This window comes from Nocardia takedensis NBRC 100417 (assembly GCF_000308695.1).
GTDB lineage: Bacteria > Actinomycetota > Actinomycetes > Mycobacteriales > Mycobacteriaceae > Nocardia > Nocardia takedensis.
Genome location: NZ_BAGG01000068.1, coordinates 59,136 through 74,411 on the forward strand (window position 1 = coordinate 59,136; position 15,276 = coordinate 74,411).

General features: G+C 71.1%; 16 protein-coding genes. 9 read left to right on the forward strand and 7 right to left on the reverse strand.

The features are described 5' to 3' along the window. Positions 1-96 precede the first annotated feature (96 nt). A complete protein-coding gene (locus tag ON30_RS14960; protein WP_051029369.1) occupies positions 97-438 on the forward strand; it encodes a hypothetical protein in 342 nt (113 codons plus the stop codon). A gap of 14 nt (positions 439-452) precedes the next feature. On the opposite strand, the gene ON30_RS14965 is transcribed toward ON30_RS14960, so the two are convergent. Genes ON30_RS14965 through ON30_RS14975 form a run of 3 tightly spaced genes read right to left on the reverse strand, consistent with a single transcriptional unit; the run spans position 453 to position 2,804 of the window. Further along, positions 453-1,529, reverse strand: coding sequence for a quinone-dependent dihydroorotate dehydrogenase (locus ON30_RS14965; RefSeq protein WP_040707763.1), 1,077 nt, complete (start codon positions 1,527-1,529; stop codon positions 453-455). A gap of 8 nt (positions 1,530-1,537) precedes the next feature. Further along, entirely contained in the window at positions 1,538-1,786 is a 249-nt protein-coding gene (locus ON30_RS14970; protein ID WP_040707654.1) for a DUF5703 family protein, read from the reverse strand. A 1-nt stretch (position 1,787) separates the two neighbouring features. Next, complete coding sequence (locus tag ON30_RS14975) at positions 1,788-2,804, reverse strand: YncE family protein (protein WP_040707656.1); 1,017 nt, start codon at positions 2,802-2,804, stop codon at positions 1,788-1,790. A 159-nt stretch (positions 2,805-2,963) separates the two neighbouring features. Between ON30_RS14975 and ON30_RS14980 the strand changes: the two genes are divergently transcribed. The 3 genes from ON30_RS14980 to ON30_RS14990 are packed head-to-tail and all read left to right on the forward strand — an operon-like array spanning position 2,964 to position 6,005. Next, on the forward strand, positions 2,964-3,320 hold the full coding sequence (locus tag ON30_RS14980; protein WP_051029370.1) for a hypothetical protein: 357 nt from the start codon (positions 2,964-2,966) through the stop codon (positions 3,318-3,320). A gap of 6 nt (positions 3,321-3,326) precedes the next feature. Further along, on the forward strand, positions 3,327-3,854 hold the full coding sequence (locus tag ON30_RS14985; protein ID WP_040707658.1) for a WKL family lipoprotein: 528 nt from the start codon (positions 3,327-3,329) through the stop codon (positions 3,852-3,854). A 12-nt stretch (positions 3,855-3,866) separates the two neighbouring features. Next, on the forward strand, positions 3,867-6,005 hold the full coding sequence (locus ON30_RS14990) for an MMPL family transporter (RefSeq protein ID WP_373282549.1): 2,139 nt from the start codon (positions 3,867-3,869) through the stop codon (positions 6,003-6,005). 156 nt (positions 6,006-6,161) lie between these two features. Here the strand turns inward: ON30_RS14990 and ON30_RS14995 are convergent, their stop codons facing one another. The 4 genes from ON30_RS14995 to ON30_RS15010 all read right to left on the reverse strand — a co-directional run bounded on the left by ON30_RS14995 (position 6,162) and on the right by ON30_RS15010 (position 10,294). Beyond that, complete coding sequence (locus ON30_RS14995; RefSeq protein WP_085999337.1) at positions 6,162-7,025, reverse strand: heme ABC transporter ATP-binding protein; 864 nt, start codon at positions 7,023-7,025, stop codon at positions 6,162-6,164. An 82-nt stretch (positions 7,026-7,107) separates the two neighbouring features. Continuing rightward, the gene (locus ON30_RS15000) at positions 7,108-8,238 is read right to left on the reverse strand and encodes a FecCD family ABC transporter permease (protein WP_083911411.1); all 1,131 of its coding nucleotides are present in this window, start codon (positions 8,236-8,238) and stop codon (positions 7,108-7,110) included. After that, a complete protein-coding gene (locus ON30_RS15005) occupies positions 8,235-9,305 on the reverse strand; it encodes a heme/hemin ABC transporter substrate-binding protein (RefSeq protein WP_051029371.1) in 1,071 nt (356 codons plus the stop codon). Before ON30_RS15005 ends, ON30_RS15000 begins: the two co-directional genes overlap by 4 nt. 20 nt (positions 9,306-9,325) lie before the next feature. After that, positions 9,326-10,294, reverse strand: a complete 969-nt coding sequence (locus ON30_RS15010; RefSeq protein ID WP_040707662.1) for an aldo/keto reductase — start codon at positions 10,292-10,294, stop codon at positions 9,326-9,328. A 231-nt stretch (positions 10,295-10,525) separates the two neighbouring features. On the opposite strand from ON30_RS15010, the gene ON30_RS15015 reads away from it, so the two are divergent. The 5 genes from ON30_RS15015 to mshC all read left to right on the forward strand — a co-directional run bounded on the left by ON30_RS15015 (position 10,526) and on the right by mshC (position 15,252). Further along, on the forward strand, positions 10,526-11,473 hold the full coding sequence (locus ON30_RS15015; protein ID WP_040707664.1) for an undecaprenyl-diphosphate phosphatase: 948 nt from the start codon (positions 10,526-10,528) through the stop codon (positions 11,471-11,473). Between the two features lie 52 nt (positions 11,474-11,525). Continuing rightward, a complete protein-coding gene (locus ON30_RS15020; RefSeq protein WP_040707666.1) occupies positions 11,526-12,248 on the forward strand; it encodes a histidine phosphatase family protein in 723 nt (240 codons plus the stop codon). A 56-nt stretch (positions 12,249-12,304) separates the two neighbouring features. Further along, positions 12,305-12,889: a DUF3090 domain-containing protein gene (locus ON30_RS15025; protein WP_040707769.1), complete on the forward strand. Its 585-nt coding sequence runs from the start codon at positions 12,305-12,307 to the stop codon at positions 12,887-12,889. A 1-nt stretch (position 12,890) separates the two neighbouring features. Continuing rightward, the gene (locus tag ON30_RS15030; protein WP_040707668.1) at positions 12,891-13,712 is read left to right on the forward strand and encodes an SCO1664 family protein; all 822 of its coding nucleotides are present in this window, start codon (positions 12,891-12,893) and stop codon (positions 13,710-13,712) included. 301 nt (positions 13,713-14,013) lie between these two features. Continuing rightward, positions 14,014-15,252, forward strand: coding sequence for a cysteine--1-D-myo-inosityl 2-amino-2-deoxy-alpha-D-glucopyranoside ligase (gene mshC, locus ON30_RS15035; protein ID WP_040707669.1), 1,239 nt, complete (start codon positions 14,014-14,016; stop codon positions 15,250-15,252). The last annotated feature ends 24 nt before the right edge of the window (positions 15,253-15,276 follow it).

Here is a 15,276-nt window from a genome sequence, read left to right on the forward strand (position 1 = left end):
CACCGGCACGATCGCTGGGCCCACTCGTGGGGCGCTCACTGCCGGGCAATGCGGATATCCGCTGGAGCAGCCCAGGCTGTAGTACCGGAGGTCACCATGACCGTACAAACCACTCCGTGGACGATGATCAGTGATCGCAGCCCCGAATTCGCTTATCGGGGGATGGGATCCGGAGAGCGGATCTGGCAGTTGAGTTGGCTGCCCGATCGGCCGCTGACCCGCGCGCAGGCGCTCGCGGGCATGGAACTCGACGAACTGGTCAGCGCCCCGGAGTTGGTGGACGATCCGGTGGCGCGGGCGGCGATCGTCGACCGCGCCGAGGTGCTCGACATCGGCTGGGAGGACGCGGTGATCCTGCTGGCCCGGGAGATCCTGGCGCGGGCCGAGGACGACCCGGATACTGCGCTGCCGCCGCTCGGCGAGGCCCTCGACGCCTGAGGGCCTGGGTCGGATCAGGCCGGGGCCGCGTGTTCGGCCCCGACCGCCTCCGCGAGGGAGGTGAAGCCCTGGTCGCGCAGGCGGCGGGCCAAGCCGCGGTGGATGTTCCTGGTCCAGAACAGTCCGCCGTAGATGAAGCCGGTGTACCCCTGGAGCAGGGTCGCGCCCGCGAGAATGCGCTCGAAGGCCTGCGCGGGGGTTTCGATGCCGCCGACCGAGATCAGCACCACGCGGTCGCCGACGCGGCGGTAGAGCCTGCGCAGCACTTCCAGCGAGCGGTCGGCGACGGGCGGGCCGGACAGGCCGCCCGCGCCGATCGCCGCGACCTCGGCCGCGTCGGTGCGCAGGCCGGTGCGGCCGATGGTGGTGTTGGTGGCCACGATGCCCGCCAGACCGAGTTCGACGGCCAGGTCGGCGACGGCGTCGATGTCGTCGTCGGACAGGTCGGGGGCGATCTTGACCAGCACGGGCACCGACACCTGGTCGAGTACGGCGCGCAGCACCGGGCGCAGCGACTCCACGGCTTGCAGATCGCGCAGGCCCGGGGTGTTGGGCGAGCTGACGTTCACGACGACGAAATCGGCCAGCGGGCCGAGCAGGGCGGCACTGGTCGCGTAGTCGTCGGCCGCGTCGGCCGCCTCGACGACCTTGGTCTTGCCGATGTTCGCGCCGATCGGCACCGCGCTGCGGCGGGCGTGCAGTTGTTCGGCGGCGCGCGCGGCGCCGTGGTTGTTGAAACCCATCCGGTTGATCAACGCGCGGTCGGCGGGCAGCCGGAACAGGCGCGGGGCGGGATTACCGGGCTGCGCCCGCGCGGTGACGGTGCCGATCTCGGCGAAGCCCCACCCGAGCGTCCCCCACACGTCCACGCCGTCGGCGTTCTTGTCGAAGCCCGCGGCCAGCCCCAGCGGCGCGGGGAAATCGACCCCGAACGCGGTGTTGCGCAGGATCGGATCGTCGGTGACGACCCACCGGCGCAACGCCCACCCCGACACGGGAAACCGCGCCAGCAGACGCAGCGCGGTGAAGACGAGGTGGTGGATGCGTTCCGGCGGGAACAGGAACATCAGGCGCAGCAGCCATGCGTACATCGGCGGCGTCACATCCCCGGCTCGGACTGGGGTAGTACGGCCGATTTTCGCCGTCGCAGCAAGACCCGGCGACTGCCGTCGGTGTAGGCGCGCACGCGCGAGAGCTCCCAGCCGCCGAATTCGGCCTGGATCGCCAAACGCATGGAGGCGGTGACGCGGCTGACGTCCTTGGGTAGTCGCAGCGGCACGTACTCGTAGTCGTCGCTGGTGGTCTCCCAGCTCGCCGGTAGTGCCCCGCGGGAGGTGTTCGGCGCCACTCTATTGCCCTCTCTTCCGCTCGTCCGCGCGAATCCGTTGCAGACCGTCCCCGGTCGCGGATCCGACGAACAGATCACCGGTGCGTTCGTCGACGGTCACCGAATCGGGTTGGCGCACGGTGGAAAAGCGACCCACTTCCCTCGGTATACCGGTCGACAGATCGAAGCCGACGATCTCGTTGCTCTGCGTGCAGCTCACCCACACGGTGTCGGACCGTCGATCGTAGGCGAGTGCGTAAGGCGACGATCTTACCGGGAAACGTTGACGCAACACGAGCGGATCGGTCGTGTAGACCAGAAGTTCGCCGCCCGCGGTGTCGGTCACCATGACCCTGCCGAAGTGGTCGGCGATCATCGAGGTGGCGCCGTCGCCGGCGCGCAGGGCCAACCCGAGACGGTCCGCGCCGGGGGTGATCTCGGTGATCGAGGTCTGCCTGCGATCGAGGACCGCGACGCGCTGCGGGGTGAGCGCGAGGACGTCGGCCGAGACCAGGCCGTCGACGCTGTGTCGCACCTCGCCCGTCGGGGACAGGGTGCGCACGATGCCCTCGGCGGTGCCGACCACCAGCGTGTCGTCGGCGCGGCGGGCCACCGACACCGCCGTGCCCTCGACGGGGATCTCGGTGACCGCGGCGGCGGCGAGGTCCACCCGCAGCACCTTCGCGCCCGCGGGGAGCAGGACCTGCCCGTCGGCTCCTTGGACCAGCGTGGTGGCGGGGGTCGGGAGCGGAATCGTGACGGGTGTGCCCGCCGCGCCGGCGTCGAGGACCGACAGGGTGGCCCCCGCCGGATCCAGCGCGACCACCCGGCCGCTGCCCGATTCGACGAGCAGGGCGCGGATCGGGCCGAAACGCGTGACCGCGCCGGAGGGCGTGCCGGTCGTGGCGGGTGCGGCGGCGGCGGTGGCCGGTTCGCGGGTGGGGACGTCGGCACCGTCGTCGTCGGAGGAGCATCCGGTCAGCAATGCCAGAATCGCCATGCCCGCGAGCGCGTGGGCAACCGGGCCGCGAGGGCGCATCCTCCGAACTCCTTACCTACCGTTGACGGGCTGAACGCAGTGTCACCATCTGACCACGACCGTGTGACACCGCGGCGTACCGGGGTGTCGGCGAGCCCGGCATGTCGGACACAACGGTTACGGTGGGGGAGAAACAATGATCAACTCAGGGAGATCCGGTTGAAAGCCGACTATCCATCGGGGTTTGCCATCGACGACATCACCGTTGGTTCGTTTGCTCACGGGTTCGGGACCACCGCCGACGGCAGGCCGTACGCCTTCCGGACCGTGCGATCCACCCTGACGCTGGAGATCTACCGACCGGATCTGACCACCGACGTACCGGGGCCGGAGGATGTGGTCGCGGTGGCGCGGGCACGGGTCACCGATGTCGACCTGGAGGACGAGCGCAGTGTCGTCGCGCTGGTCCGGGATATGATCCCCGACGCCGAAGCGGTCCGTACCGAATCGGCGAGGGACGTCACGACCGTGCGCGCCCTGCTGGGGCGGATCGGATCCGTCATCGATGGTATGTAGGAAGTGATGCAAACCACACGACTGGTCCGTACCGTGCCCGCCGTCCTGGCCGTGCTCGCCGTGCTGTGCGCCTGCGACTCCGGAACCGACGAGGCCTCGGTCGACGCCGCGCGCTCGCGGGCGAACGAGGCGCTGTCCTCCTCGGTCGCCGCGTCCTCGAGCGCCGCGAACCGGCCGCTACCGACGGCCGCCGAACTCGACTCGCAGATCAAGCGCGCGCTCGATCCCGCGCTGCCCGACACCGAGCGCACCGACCTCATCGAGGACGGCCAGGTGTTCCGCGAGGCGATCCCCGACATGTACAAGGCGTTGCAGGACAACCCGCAGGCGATCTACGGCGTCACCGACCCGGTGTTCGACAACCGTGACGGCACCCTGACCGCCACCATGCGCCTGGACAAGGACGGCTCGGGCAAGGTGATCCGCACCACCGTCGTGCACTTCGTGCTCATCGACGGCAAGTGGAAGATCTCCCGCACCGATCTGTGCGGAATCCTGCGGTCGGCCGACTACCGCACGCCCGCCTGCGGATAGGCCCCCGACGTGGTGCAGCAGCGCATTCCGCCGCGGACGTCGGAACAGCCTCCCCGCGCCGTGCATTCGGCCTCGCTGCGGTGGGGGCGCTTCGTGTATCGGCACCGGTACGCGGTGCTCGCGGCCTGCCTGCTCGCCGTGGTCCTGTCCGGCCTCTACGGACGCGACCTGACCGGCAGGTTGACCCAGGAGGGCTGGTTCGACGAGACCAGCGAGTCGGTGGCCGCCTCGAAACTGGCCGACGCCACCTTCGGCCGCGACACCGACAGCGACCTGATCCTGGTCTACACCGCCCCCGAGGGCGGCACGGTCGACGATCCGCCGGTACGCGCGGCGGTCACCGGCGCGCTGGCCGACCTGCGTGAGCGCTACCCCGACCGGATCCTCAAGATCGACAGCTACTGGGACAGCCCGTTCGCCGCCAACGCCACCGACGCGGGACGCACCCACGCCTTCGCCAGCGTCGGACTGCACGGCGAGGGCACGGCCACCGTCGAGAACTACGCGGCCATCGTCGACGACCTCGGCGTCGGCCCGCCCGGCACCGGCCCCGGCGGCACCACCGTCCAGGCCGCCGGACTGCAACCCATCCTCGCCGGTCTCAACACCGGTATGCAGGACGACATCCACCGCGCCGAACTCATCGCGCTGCCGTTGGTGGCGCTGCTGCTGTATTTCGTGTTCGGCGGCGTCATCGGCGCGCTGCTGCCGGTGCTCATCGGCGGCATGACCATCATGGGCACCGCGGGAATCATGCGCGGGCTCACCGGATTCATCGACGTCAACGTGTTCGCCAGTACCGTCATGACCTTGGTCAGCCTCGGCCTGGCCATCGACTACGGCCTGTTCACGGTGACCAGATTCCGGGAGGAACTCGCCGCGGGGCACAGCGTGGAGGAGGCCACCGCGCGCACCGTGGCCACCGCGGGACGCACGGTCGTGTTCTCGGCCGCGATCATCGCCACCAGCCTGGCCGCGCTGTTCATCTTCCCCAACGGCGTGCTGCGCTCGGTGCCCTACGGCGGCATCAGTTCGGTGCTGCTGGCCGCGCTGCTGTCGGTCAGCGCGCTGCCCGCCGCGTTGAGCATCGCCGGACGGCGCATCGACTTCCTGGGCTGGAAGCGGTTCTCCCGCACCAAGACCGAGGCGCAGATCGACGCGGGCTTCTTCTCCCGCCTCGCGCGCTGGGCGATGCGACGGCCGTGGGCGGTCACCATCCCGATCGTGCTGGCCTTGCTCGCGTTGGCGATCCCGTTCCGCCACATCGAATTCGGCGGCATCAGCGAGAAATACCTGGCCGCGGAGAATCCGGCGAGGATGGCCCAGGAAGATTTCGACGAACTGTTCCCGAGTTTCCGCACCGAACCGCTGAAACTCGTCGTCGTGGGCGCGACCCCACAGGAACTCGGCGACATCCGCTACGAGGCCAACCAGATACCCGGACTGACCGGTCGATTCGAGCCCAGCGCCCCGACCGAGGACGGGGTCAACGTCCTCAACGCCGGACTCGCCGACAAACGCGACGCCGACCGGGTGATCGCCGCGCTGCGCGCCATTCCGGAACCGCCCGGCGTGGAGGTCATGGTCGCGGGTGTGCCCGCGCTCGAGCGCGACAGCATCAACGGACTGCTCGCCGGACTGCCGCTGCTGGTCGCGATCCTGGCCCTGGCGGCCGGGCTGCTGATGTTCGTGGCGTTCCGGTCGATCGTGCTCGCGGTCAAGGCCGTGGTCATGAGCGCGCTGAGCCTCGTCGCCACCCTCGGCATCCTGACCTGGATCTTCGTCGAGGGCCACGGCGCGGACCTGTTCCACTTCACCCCCGGACCGCTCATGTTCGCCGTGTTGGCGCTGATCGTCACGGTGGTGTTCGGACTGTCCACCGACTACGAGGTGTTCCTGCTGTCCCGGGTCGCCGAAGCCCGCGCGGCCGGCGCGGACCCGCCCGAGGCCATCCGCTACGGCGTCGCGCACACCGGCGGGGTCATCACCTCGGCCGCCGCGATCCTGATCGTGGTGACCGGCGCGTTCGGCTTCTCCGATCTGGTGCTCATGAAATACATCGCCTACGGCATGATCGCGGCGCTGATCCTGGACGCCACCGTGATCCGCATGCTGTTGACCCCGGCGGTCCTGAAACTCGTATGGCGCTGAGGGGCGGAGACGCCGCCGGGCGATGTCGTCGCCGCGGTGCGCTCGGAGCAGGGGCGCGCGGCGATCACTCCCCGGGATGGTCCACGGCAGGCCGCGGACCGCGACCTGCTGGACCTGCCCGCCGAGAAGTATTACGGCGCGGGCCGCGACTCGGCGTCAGCCGCGGCGGGGGAGGACCAACTGCGCGCCGGTCACCGGATGGTCGATGACCTCGACCGGGTGCTGATACACCCGGCTGAGCAGGTCCCCGGTGAGGACTTCGCGCGGAGGTCCGTCGGCGGCGACCCGCCCGTCCTCGAGGACGGCGACCCGGTCGGCGTAGGCGGCGGCGAGCCCGAGATCGTGCAGCACCACCACGACGGCGGACCCAGCGGCGGCGCGCTCGGCGGCCAAGCGCAGCACCGCTTCTTGGTGGCCCAGATCCAGGGCGGCGGTCGGTTCGTCCAAGAGCAGGGTGTCGGTGTCCTGGGCCAGGACCCGGGCCAGCGCGACCCGCGCGCGTTCGCCGCCGGACAGCGTCGGGAACGAGCGCGCGGACAGATGCGTGACGTCCGCGGCCGCCAACGCGGCGTCGACGGCCTGCTCGTCGTGTTCGGCGCGGACGGTGCGCACCCACGGCGCGCGCCCCATCGCGACGACCTCGCGCGCGGTGAACGGGAATCCGACCGTGTGGCTCTGCGGCAGCACCGCCCGGCGGCGCGCCATGTCCAACGGGGTCCAGTGTTCGAGCGAGCGCCCGTCCAACTCGACGGTGCCGTCGGTCGGCGGCAGTTCCCCGGCGAGCGCGGCCAGCAGCGTCGACTTGCCCGCGCCGTTCGGCCCGACCAGGGCCACCACCTGACCGGCGACCACCTCGAAGTCGACGGAGTCCAGCACCCGCCGCGCCGGAACCCCCGCGCCGCCGCGCCGTTCGATCCCGACACCGACAGCGCGCAACGTCACCGTCCCGCGCTCCGGTGTCGCCGGCGGTTCGTGCACGCGCCCGAGCGCGGTGCTGATCCCGCGCACGACTCCGGTCACCACGCCGACCCTCCGATGTTCTCGTGACGGCCCGTGGACCCGGCGCAGCGTTCGCAGGAGGCCGTTGTCTTCGATCTCCCGCTCATGCCCACCCGCCCGAGCGCGCGCGGGTGCGGCGCAGCAGCCAGAAGAAGAACGGGCCGCCGATGAGGGAGGTCAGCATGCCCAGGGGCAGATCCGCGTTGTCGACCAGCGACCGCGCGGCCACGTCGGCGACGAGCAGGACGACCGCGCCGAGGATCGCGCTGAGCGGGACCAGGACGCGGTGCGCGGGACCGACCAACATCCGCACCACGTGCGGGACGATCAGGCCGACGAACAGGATGATGCCGGTGAAGGCGACGCCCGCGGTGGTGAGCACCGCCACGATGACGATCACGGTGCGGCGCAACCGTTCCACGTCGACGCCGAGGTGCCGGGCCGCGGATTCGCCCAGCGCGAGCAGATCCAGTCGGGAGGCGACCAGCACGGCCGCGCCGATGCCGAGCGCGGCGAGCGGTGCCACCACCCAGACCGACTGCCAGGTGGCGCCGTTGAGGCTGCCCAACTGCCAGAACACGATCTGGTCGCGGGCGGCGGGGGAGGCGACGAACAGCAGGAACGCGATGAGCCCGCCCGCGAAGGCATTGATCGCGACACCGGTCAGCACCAGCGTCACGACTTCGGTGCGGCCGTTGGCGCGCGAGAGCAGATACACCAGCGCGGTGGTGAACAGGCCCGCGGCGAACGCGGCGGCCGCGATCGACCAGGCCGCGACGAACGCGCCGCCGATCACGATGACCGTACCCGCGCCGACCGCCGCGCCCGCCGACACGCCGATGACGCCCGGTTCGGCGAGCGGATTGGCGAAGACTCCTTGCAGCAGCGCCCCCGCGGTGGCCAGCGCCGCGCCGACGAGCACCGCGAGCAGGACGCGGGGAAAACGCACCTCCCACAGCGTCACCTCGCCCGCGGGGTGCGCGGGCAGCGGACCCCAGTCCAGCCCGATGCGGTGGGCGACGCTGCCCGCGACCTCGAGCGGTGTGGTCGGCACCTGACCGATGGCCGCGGAGGCCAGGGCCAGCAGGATCAGCACGGCGATCGAGACGGCGAACACGAGCGTGACGCGGGTCCGGCCGCGCGAGGCGGGCGCGGGCGGAGGCGACGGGGGAGGGTCCTTCGTGATCCGCTCCGGGGCCGGCGCGCTCGACCCGCCCGCGGCGGAGTCGATCATGCGGGTTTCGTCCCGTACACGGCTTCGCTGAGCGCCGCGATGACGCGTCCGGTGTTGGGCCCGAAGCTGAGCAGGACGGCATCGGACATGTCGACCACCCGCTTGTTCTTGCCCGCGGGCGTCTGGGCGATGCCGGGGATCTTCTCGAGTCCGTCGACGCCGCCGACGGATTTCAGCCCGTCGGTCATCACCAGCAGGACGTCGGGGGCCGCGCCGATCATCGCCTCGGAGGTGATGGCGGTGAACGGTTCGGTGAGTCCGGCCACTTCGCCCGCGTCGCGCGCGCCGAGGGCGGCGATGAGCGCGTCGGCCCCGGAATTCGGGCCCGCCATCATGGTGATCGCGGTGCTGCGCAGGTAGAGGAACGCGATGGTGAGCCGCGGGTCCTGCGGGGGCACGGCGGCGCTCGCGGCGGCGATCTCGTCACTGGTGCGCTGGGCCAACGCCTTGCCCGCCGCCGGTACGCCGAGCGCGTTCGCGACCGCCTCGATCTGCGGTCCGACGCCGTCCATCGTGCGCTTGGGGTCGAAGTAGACGACCGTGACGCCCGCTGAACGCAGTTGTTCCTGTACGGCCGGTGTCGCGGTGGTGGTGTCGGTGAGGAAGACCGTGGGCCGCAGCGCCAGCACCGATTCGATGTTGAGCGACCCGTTGCCGCCCGCCACGTTCGGGACGTTCTGCACGGCGGGGAACGCGGCGGCGGTGCTGCGCCCGACCAGGTTCGGGCCGAGGCCGAGCGCGTACACGGTCTGGGCGAGGGTGCCGTAGCGGTCGACCGCGATGATCCGGTCGGCGGAGGCGACCGTCACCTGCGCGCCGTCGAAGGACCGCACCGTGGCGGGCAGCGCGGGCGTGGGCGCGGGGCCGATCGGGACCGGATCGGTGTTGGCCAGCGTCGCGGTCGACTGGCCCGCCTGCCCCGACGCGCTCGACTCCTCGCCGCCCCCGCAGGCGACAACGCCCACCAGCAGCGCGGCGAGCAACGCGAACAGCGGCAGGGCACGCCGGGAACGGGCGCGCCGCCACCGCGCGGAAACCGATGAAACGCCGAGACTCGCACTCCTCATGAAGGCAAGCCTAATCCGCGTCATTGCGCGCGTGCGCTCACGTCGTCCAGCGCCGCCGCGATGGCACGGGGCAGTTCCAGCGTCTCGGCCGCCATGATCCCCGTCAGCTGGCCGATGTCGCGCGCGCCGACGATCATGCTGACGATGCTCGGGCGGTCGCGAATCCAGGCCAGCGCCACCGCCAGCGGCGAGGTGCCCAATCCGTCGGCGGCCGTGACCAGGGCGTCGACGACGCGGGTGGCCCGGTCGTCGAGTCGGTGGCTGATCTCCTCGGCGGTGGCCTCGTCCGCGCCGCGCGAATCCGCGGGCACGCCGTCGCGGTACTTGCCGGTGAGGATGCCGCCCGCCAGCGGTGCGGTGGCGATCACACCGACGCCGTGATGTCGCGCGGCGGGCACGAAATCCACTTCGGCCGCTCGCGCCAGCAGCGAATACGGGGTCTGGGCGACCACGACCGGCGCGGTGGCGGCCAGACTGGCCAACTGCCAGGCGCGAAAACCGCTGACACCGGTGTAGCGCACCCGGCCCGACCGCACCGCGTAGTCCAGGGTGGCGGCGATCTCCTCGAGCGGGGTGCGCGGGTCCCAGGCGGCCACGGTCCAGATGTCGAGGTGGTCGGTGCCCAGTTCCAGCAGGGTCCGGTCGAGTTGGCGCAGCAGGGTGCGGCGCGAGGCGTCGACCGTGGGCCGGATCGGTTCGGGCGTCGGAATTCCGGAGTCGAGCGAGGGCGCGTGCACCACGACGCCCGCACTGCCGGACAACACGATCTCGTCGCGGCTCACGATGTCGCCGAGCAGATCGGCGAGGATGCGCTGGGCCGCGCCGCCCGCGTAGGCGGGGGAGGTCTCCACGAGCGTGCCGCCCGCTTCGGCGAACGCGATGAGCTGTCCCGCCGCGTCGTCCGGATCGGTGTGCGTCCCCCAGGTGTGGGTCGCCAAACCGATCCGGGACACCCGTAGGCCGCTGTGGCCGACCGTCCGCTGTTCCATCACCGCGTCCGCGCATTCGTCACGCCGCTCAGCGTAGTGTGCCGGGCCGGCCCCGTGCCGGACCCGGCCGTCGCCGCGTGCGGTGAGCCTGTACTGTCGCTGCGGGATTGCGGTGGTTCGACGCCGTTCCGTTCCGGTGCCGGGCCAATTGCCCTCTCGGAACGGACGTTTCGGACCACCCGGTAGAACGGGTGCGGCACGCGGCGCACCGTGCGCGACGGAGGAGGGCAAGTGGGCGAGTCGATGACCTGGATACAGGCGTTGGTACTGGGTCTGGTGCAGGGGCTCACCGAGTTCCTTCCGGTCTCCTCCTCCGGTCATCTGCGCATCGTGTCCTCGGTGTTCTTCGGCGACGACGCGGGCGCGTCGTTCACCGCCGTCACCCAGTTGGGCACCGAACTGGCCGTGCTGGTCTACTTCGCCAAGGACATCGTGCGGATCGTGAAGGCGTGGTTCACCACACTGCTGCTGCGGATACGGGAGCGCTCGGGCGTCGAGGTGCCGTTGGCCGAACAGCCCACCCGCCGCCTGCCCGTCGTCACCGGTGACTACGCCGCCGACTTCGCCCGCGACGAGGACGCCCAGCGCGAATTGGACTACCGCGTCGGCTGGTACGTCATCATCGCCACCATCCCGATCGGCGTGCTCGGCTTCCTGTTCAAGGACGAGATCCGCACCGGGGCGCGCAATCTGTGGCTGGTCTCGGCGATGCTGATCGGCTTCGCGCTGGTGATCGCCGCCGCCGAGCACTACGGCCGCAAGTCGCGTCCGATCGAACAGCTCACCACCCGCGACGGCCTGGTCATGGGTTTCGCGCAGTGCCTCGCGCTGATCCCCGGCGTGTCGCGCTCCGGCGCGACGTCCTCGGCGGGCCTGTTCCTGGGTCTGGAACGCGAAGCCGCGGTGCGGTTCTCGTTCCTGCTCGCGATCCCGGCGGTCACCGCCTCGGGTCTGTTCAGCCTGCCCGACGCGTTCGAGCCCGCCGGTGAGGGACTCAACGCCAGCGGACCGCAGTTGCTGGTCGCGACGGTGCTGGCCTTCGTCGTCGGCTACGCCTCGGTGGCGTGGCTGCTGAAATTCGTGGCGCGCCATTCGCTGAACTGGTTCGTCGGCTACCGGATCGTGCTGGGGCTGACGGTCATGGGTCTGCTTGCCACCGGGGTGGTGTCGGCGACGTGAACGACGCCACCGCGCCCCGTCCCCACCGCACCGCGACGACTAGGCTGAACCGATGACGGTGATCCTGCTGCGACACGGCGTGTCGACCTCGAACACCGCCCGAACACTCGCGGGACGCAGCGCGGGCGTCGATCTGACCGAACGCGGAGCCGAACAGGCCCGCGCGGTCGCCGACCGGCTCGCCGCCCTGCCGATCGAGTACATCGTGCATTCGCCGTTGTTGCGCTGTCAGCGAACGGTGGCGCCGTTGGCCGAGAAGTTCGGGCTGGAACCGCGCTACGACGAGCGACTGCTCGAGGTCGACTACGGCGAGTGGACCGGGCGGCCGATCGCGGACCTGCTCACCGAACCGCTGTGGAAGGTGGTGCAGCGCCACGCCTCGGGCGCGGTGTTCCCCGGCGGCGAGGGGCTGGCCCAGGTGCAGGCCCGCGCGGTCGCCGCGATCCGCCACCACGAACGCGCCTTCGCCGAGGAACACGGCCGTGAGGTGCTGTGGGTCGCCTGTACCCACGGCGACGTGATCAAGTCGATCCTGGCCGACGCGCTCGGGCTGCACCTGGACGGGTTCCAGCGCATCGTCGTCGAACCGGCCTCGATCAGCGTGGTGCGCTATGCGGCGACCGCGCCGTACGTGTGGCGGCTCAACGACACCGGCACCGACCTGAGCGCGCTGATCCCGCCCGAGCCGAGCGCCTCGCCCGCTACCACCGGGCCGGTGCCCGGCGGGGAGGTCGGCGGCGGCGCGAGCGCGGATAATGGAAAAGCGGCGCCGTGAGTTGGATCCGCGTCCGCCGTGGGTAGTCGATCAGGGTCACGTAGCAGGAGGTGCAGGTGGCACGAGCAATCCATGTATTTCGCACCCCCGATCGTTTCGTCGCCGGGACCGTCGGTGAGCCGGGCGATCGCGCGTTCTACTTGCAGGCCGTGCAGGAGCCGAGGGTGGTGAGCGTGCTGCTGGAGAAGCAGCAGGTCAAGGTGCTCGCCGACCGGATGGGTCTGCTGCTGGACGAGGTCGGGCGCCGCTTCGGCGCGCCCGTGCCGCCCCAGGCCGAGGACGTCAGCGACACCGCGCCGCTGGTCACCCCGGTCGACGCCGAATTCCGGGTCGGCACCATGGGTCTGGGCTGGGACGCCGACGCGGGCGCGGTCGTGGTGGAGTTGCTGGCCATCACCGAGACCGAGGTCGACGAGTCCGTCGTACTCGACGACACCGAGGAGGGCCCCGACGCCGTGCGGGTGTTCCTCACCCCGGTGCAGGCGCGCGAGTTCGCGCTGCGCTCGACCCGGGTGATCGCGGCGGGCCGCCCGCCGTGCCCGCTGTGTGGTGAGCCACTCTCGGCGCGCGGACACATGTGCGTGCGCACGAACGGGTACAAGCGCGGTGAGATCTTCGGTACGGCCGAGTTGGAGGAGTGATGTGGCCGTCGGGCACGAGCGCGAGGAACAGGACGCCGAGCGGTTCCGCTCCGGCGAACTGATGGTGATCGGCCGGGTGAACGTGGCGAGCAACGTCACCCTGGTCTGCGAGATCGGCGACGCCGAGGACCCGCTGCGGGTGGTGTACAAGCCGGTGCGCGGGGAGCGTCCGCTGTGGGATTTCCCCGACGGCACGTTGGCGGGCCGCGAGGTGGCCTCGTATCTGATCTCCGAGGCGATCGGCTGGGAGGTCATCCCGCAGACGATCCTGCGCGACGGACCCTACGGGCCGGGAATGGTGCAGCGCTGGGTGGAGTCCGCGGATCAGCACACCGAGCGGGCCGACCGGTTCGACCTGGTGGACCTGTGTCCGGCGGGTGCGGTGCCGGAGGGGTTCGTGGAGGTGCTGCGCGCGGTCGACCAGGACGACAACGAGGTGTCGCTCGTGCACGCCGACGACCCGCGCCTGCGCCGGATGGCGGTGCTCGACGTGCTGCTCAACAACGCCGACCGCAAGGGCGGGCACGCGCTCGAAGGCGTGGACGGCAAGGTCTACGGCGTCGACCACGGCATCTGCCTGCACACCGAGGACAAGTTGCGCACGGTGCTGTGGGGCTGGGCGGCCCAACCGGTGGGCGAGGACCTGATCGCCGATGTGGAGACCTTCGCCGAGACGTTGCCGGGCGCGGTCGCCGACGCCTTGGCCCCGCACGTCACCGACGCCGAGATCGACGCCCTCGTCGCGCGCACCAAGGATCTGCTCGAGCACCGGGTGATGCCGGTGCCGCACGGTCCGCGTCCCATCCCGTGGCCCGCCTTCTGAGGCGTGCGGGTCCGCGCCGTCGTACCGGGTGTCGACTCGCGTCGCGTGCGTACTCGCGGGCCGTGCCGTGACCGGTCGCACAGCCCCCGATGGTGCGGGCGGCCCGCGGGTTTCGTAGCCTGGAGGCTGGGGGTGAGCCTCGTCACCGGTCGGCGCGATCTTCGGTTCCGTGGGACGGTAACGATTGACTTTCCCGAACGCCGCCGTCGACGCAGGTCCGGGGTGGTGACCACACGGGGTCGCGCCGGTCGCGGGCCGGGGTGGCAGGCGGAGTTCCCGAGCGGACCTCTACCCTCGAATCATGCAGTCCTGGTCCGATATCGCCCTACCGACAGTCCCCGGAACAGGGCCGCCGTTGCGGTTGTACGACACCGCCGACCGGCAGGTGCGTCCGGTCACGCCGGGCTCCACGGCGACGATGTACGTCTGCGGCATCACCCCGTACGACGCCACCCATCTCGGTCACGCGGCCACCTACCTGACCTTCGACCTGGTCAATCGGGTGTGGCGCGACGCCGGACACGACGTGCACTACGTGCAGAACGTCACCGACGTGGACGACCCGCTGTTCGAGCGCGCCGAACGCGACGGCCTGGACTGGCGCGAACTGGGCGACCGCGAGGTGGCGCTGTTCCGCGAGGACATGGCCGCGCTGCGGGTGGTCCCGCCGCGCGATTACATCGGCGCGGTCGAGTCGGTCGACGAGGTGATCGAACTGGTCGACAAGCTGCTCGCCTCGGGCGCGGCCTACGTCGTGGACGATGCGCAGTACCCGGACATCTACTTCCGGGTCGAGGCCACCGACCAGTTCGGGTACGAATCCGGCTACGACCGGGCGACCATGGAGCGGCTGTTCGCCGAGCGCGGCGGCGACCCGGACCGTCCGGGCAAGCACGACACGATCGACGCGCTGCTGTGGCGCGCGGCCCGCCCGGGTGAGCCGTCGTGGCAGGCCCCGTTCGGCGAGGGCAGGCCCGGTTGGCACATCGAGTGCGCGGCGATCGCGCTCAACCGCATCGGCAGCGGGATCGACATCCAGGGCGGCGGCAGCGACCTGATCTACCCGCACCACGAGTACTCGGCGGCGCACGCGGAATCGCTGCGCACCGGCGAACGGTTCGCCCGCCACTACGTGCACGCCGGGCTGATCGGCCTGGACGGCGAGAAGATGTCCAAATCGCGCGGCAACCTGGTGCTGGTCTCGACGTTGCGGCGCGCGGGCACCGACCCGGCCGCGATCCGGCTGGGCCTGTACGCGGGCCACTACCGCGCGGACCGGATGTGGACCGAGCAGGTGCTCGCCGACGCCGAGTGTCGCCTGGACCTGTGGCGTCGGGCGGTGGCGCTGGGCTCCGGGCCCGCGGCCGCCGACACCGTCGCGCGGGTCCGTCAGCATCTGGCCGACGATCTGGACACCCCGAAGGCGCTCGCGGCGCTGGATCACTGGGCGACGCGCGCGCTGGACTACGGCGGCCCCGACACCGAGGCGCCGCGCGTGATCGCGACCGCCGTGGACGCGCTGCTGGGCGTGCGTCTCTGACCGCTTGCCCCGACGCACCGGACG

Excerpts from the sequence above, each read along its gene's own strand:
- ON30_RS14985 (WP_040707658.1), top strand. The coding sequence starts at position 3,327 with ATGCAAACCACACGACTGGTCCGTACCGTGCCCGCCGTCCTGGCCGTG.
- ON30_RS15005 (WP_051029371.1), bottom strand. The coding sequence starts at position 9,305 with ATGAGGAGTGCGAGTCTCGGCGTTTCATCGGTTTCCGCGCGGTGGCGG.
- ON30_RS15020 (WP_040707666.1), top strand. The coding sequence starts at position 11,526 with ATGACGGTGATCCTGCTGCGACACGGCGTGTCGACCTCGAACACCGCC.
- ON30_RS15000 (WP_083911411.1), bottom strand. The coding sequence starts at position 8,238 with ATGATCGACTCCGCCGCGGGCGGGTCGAGCGCGCCGGCCCCGGAGCGG.
- ON30_RS14975 (WP_040707656.1), bottom strand. The coding sequence starts at position 2,804 with ATGCGCCCTCGCGGCCCGGTTGCCCACGCGCTCGCGGGCATGGCGATT.
- mshC (WP_040707669.1), top strand. The coding sequence starts at position 14,014 with ATGCAGTCCTGGTCCGATATCGCCCTACCGACAGTCCCCGGAACAGGG.
- ON30_RS14965 (WP_040707763.1), bottom strand. The coding sequence starts at position 1,529 with ATGTACGCATGGCTGCTGCGCCTGATGTTCCTGTTCCCGCCGGAACGC.
- ON30_RS15010 (WP_040707662.1), bottom strand. The coding sequence starts at position 10,294 with ATGGAACAGCGGACGGTCGGCCACAGCGGCCTACGGGTGTCCCGGATC.
- ON30_RS14960 (WP_051029369.1), top strand. The coding sequence starts at position 97 with ATGACCGTACAAACCACTCCGTGGACGATGATCAGTGATCGCAGCCCC.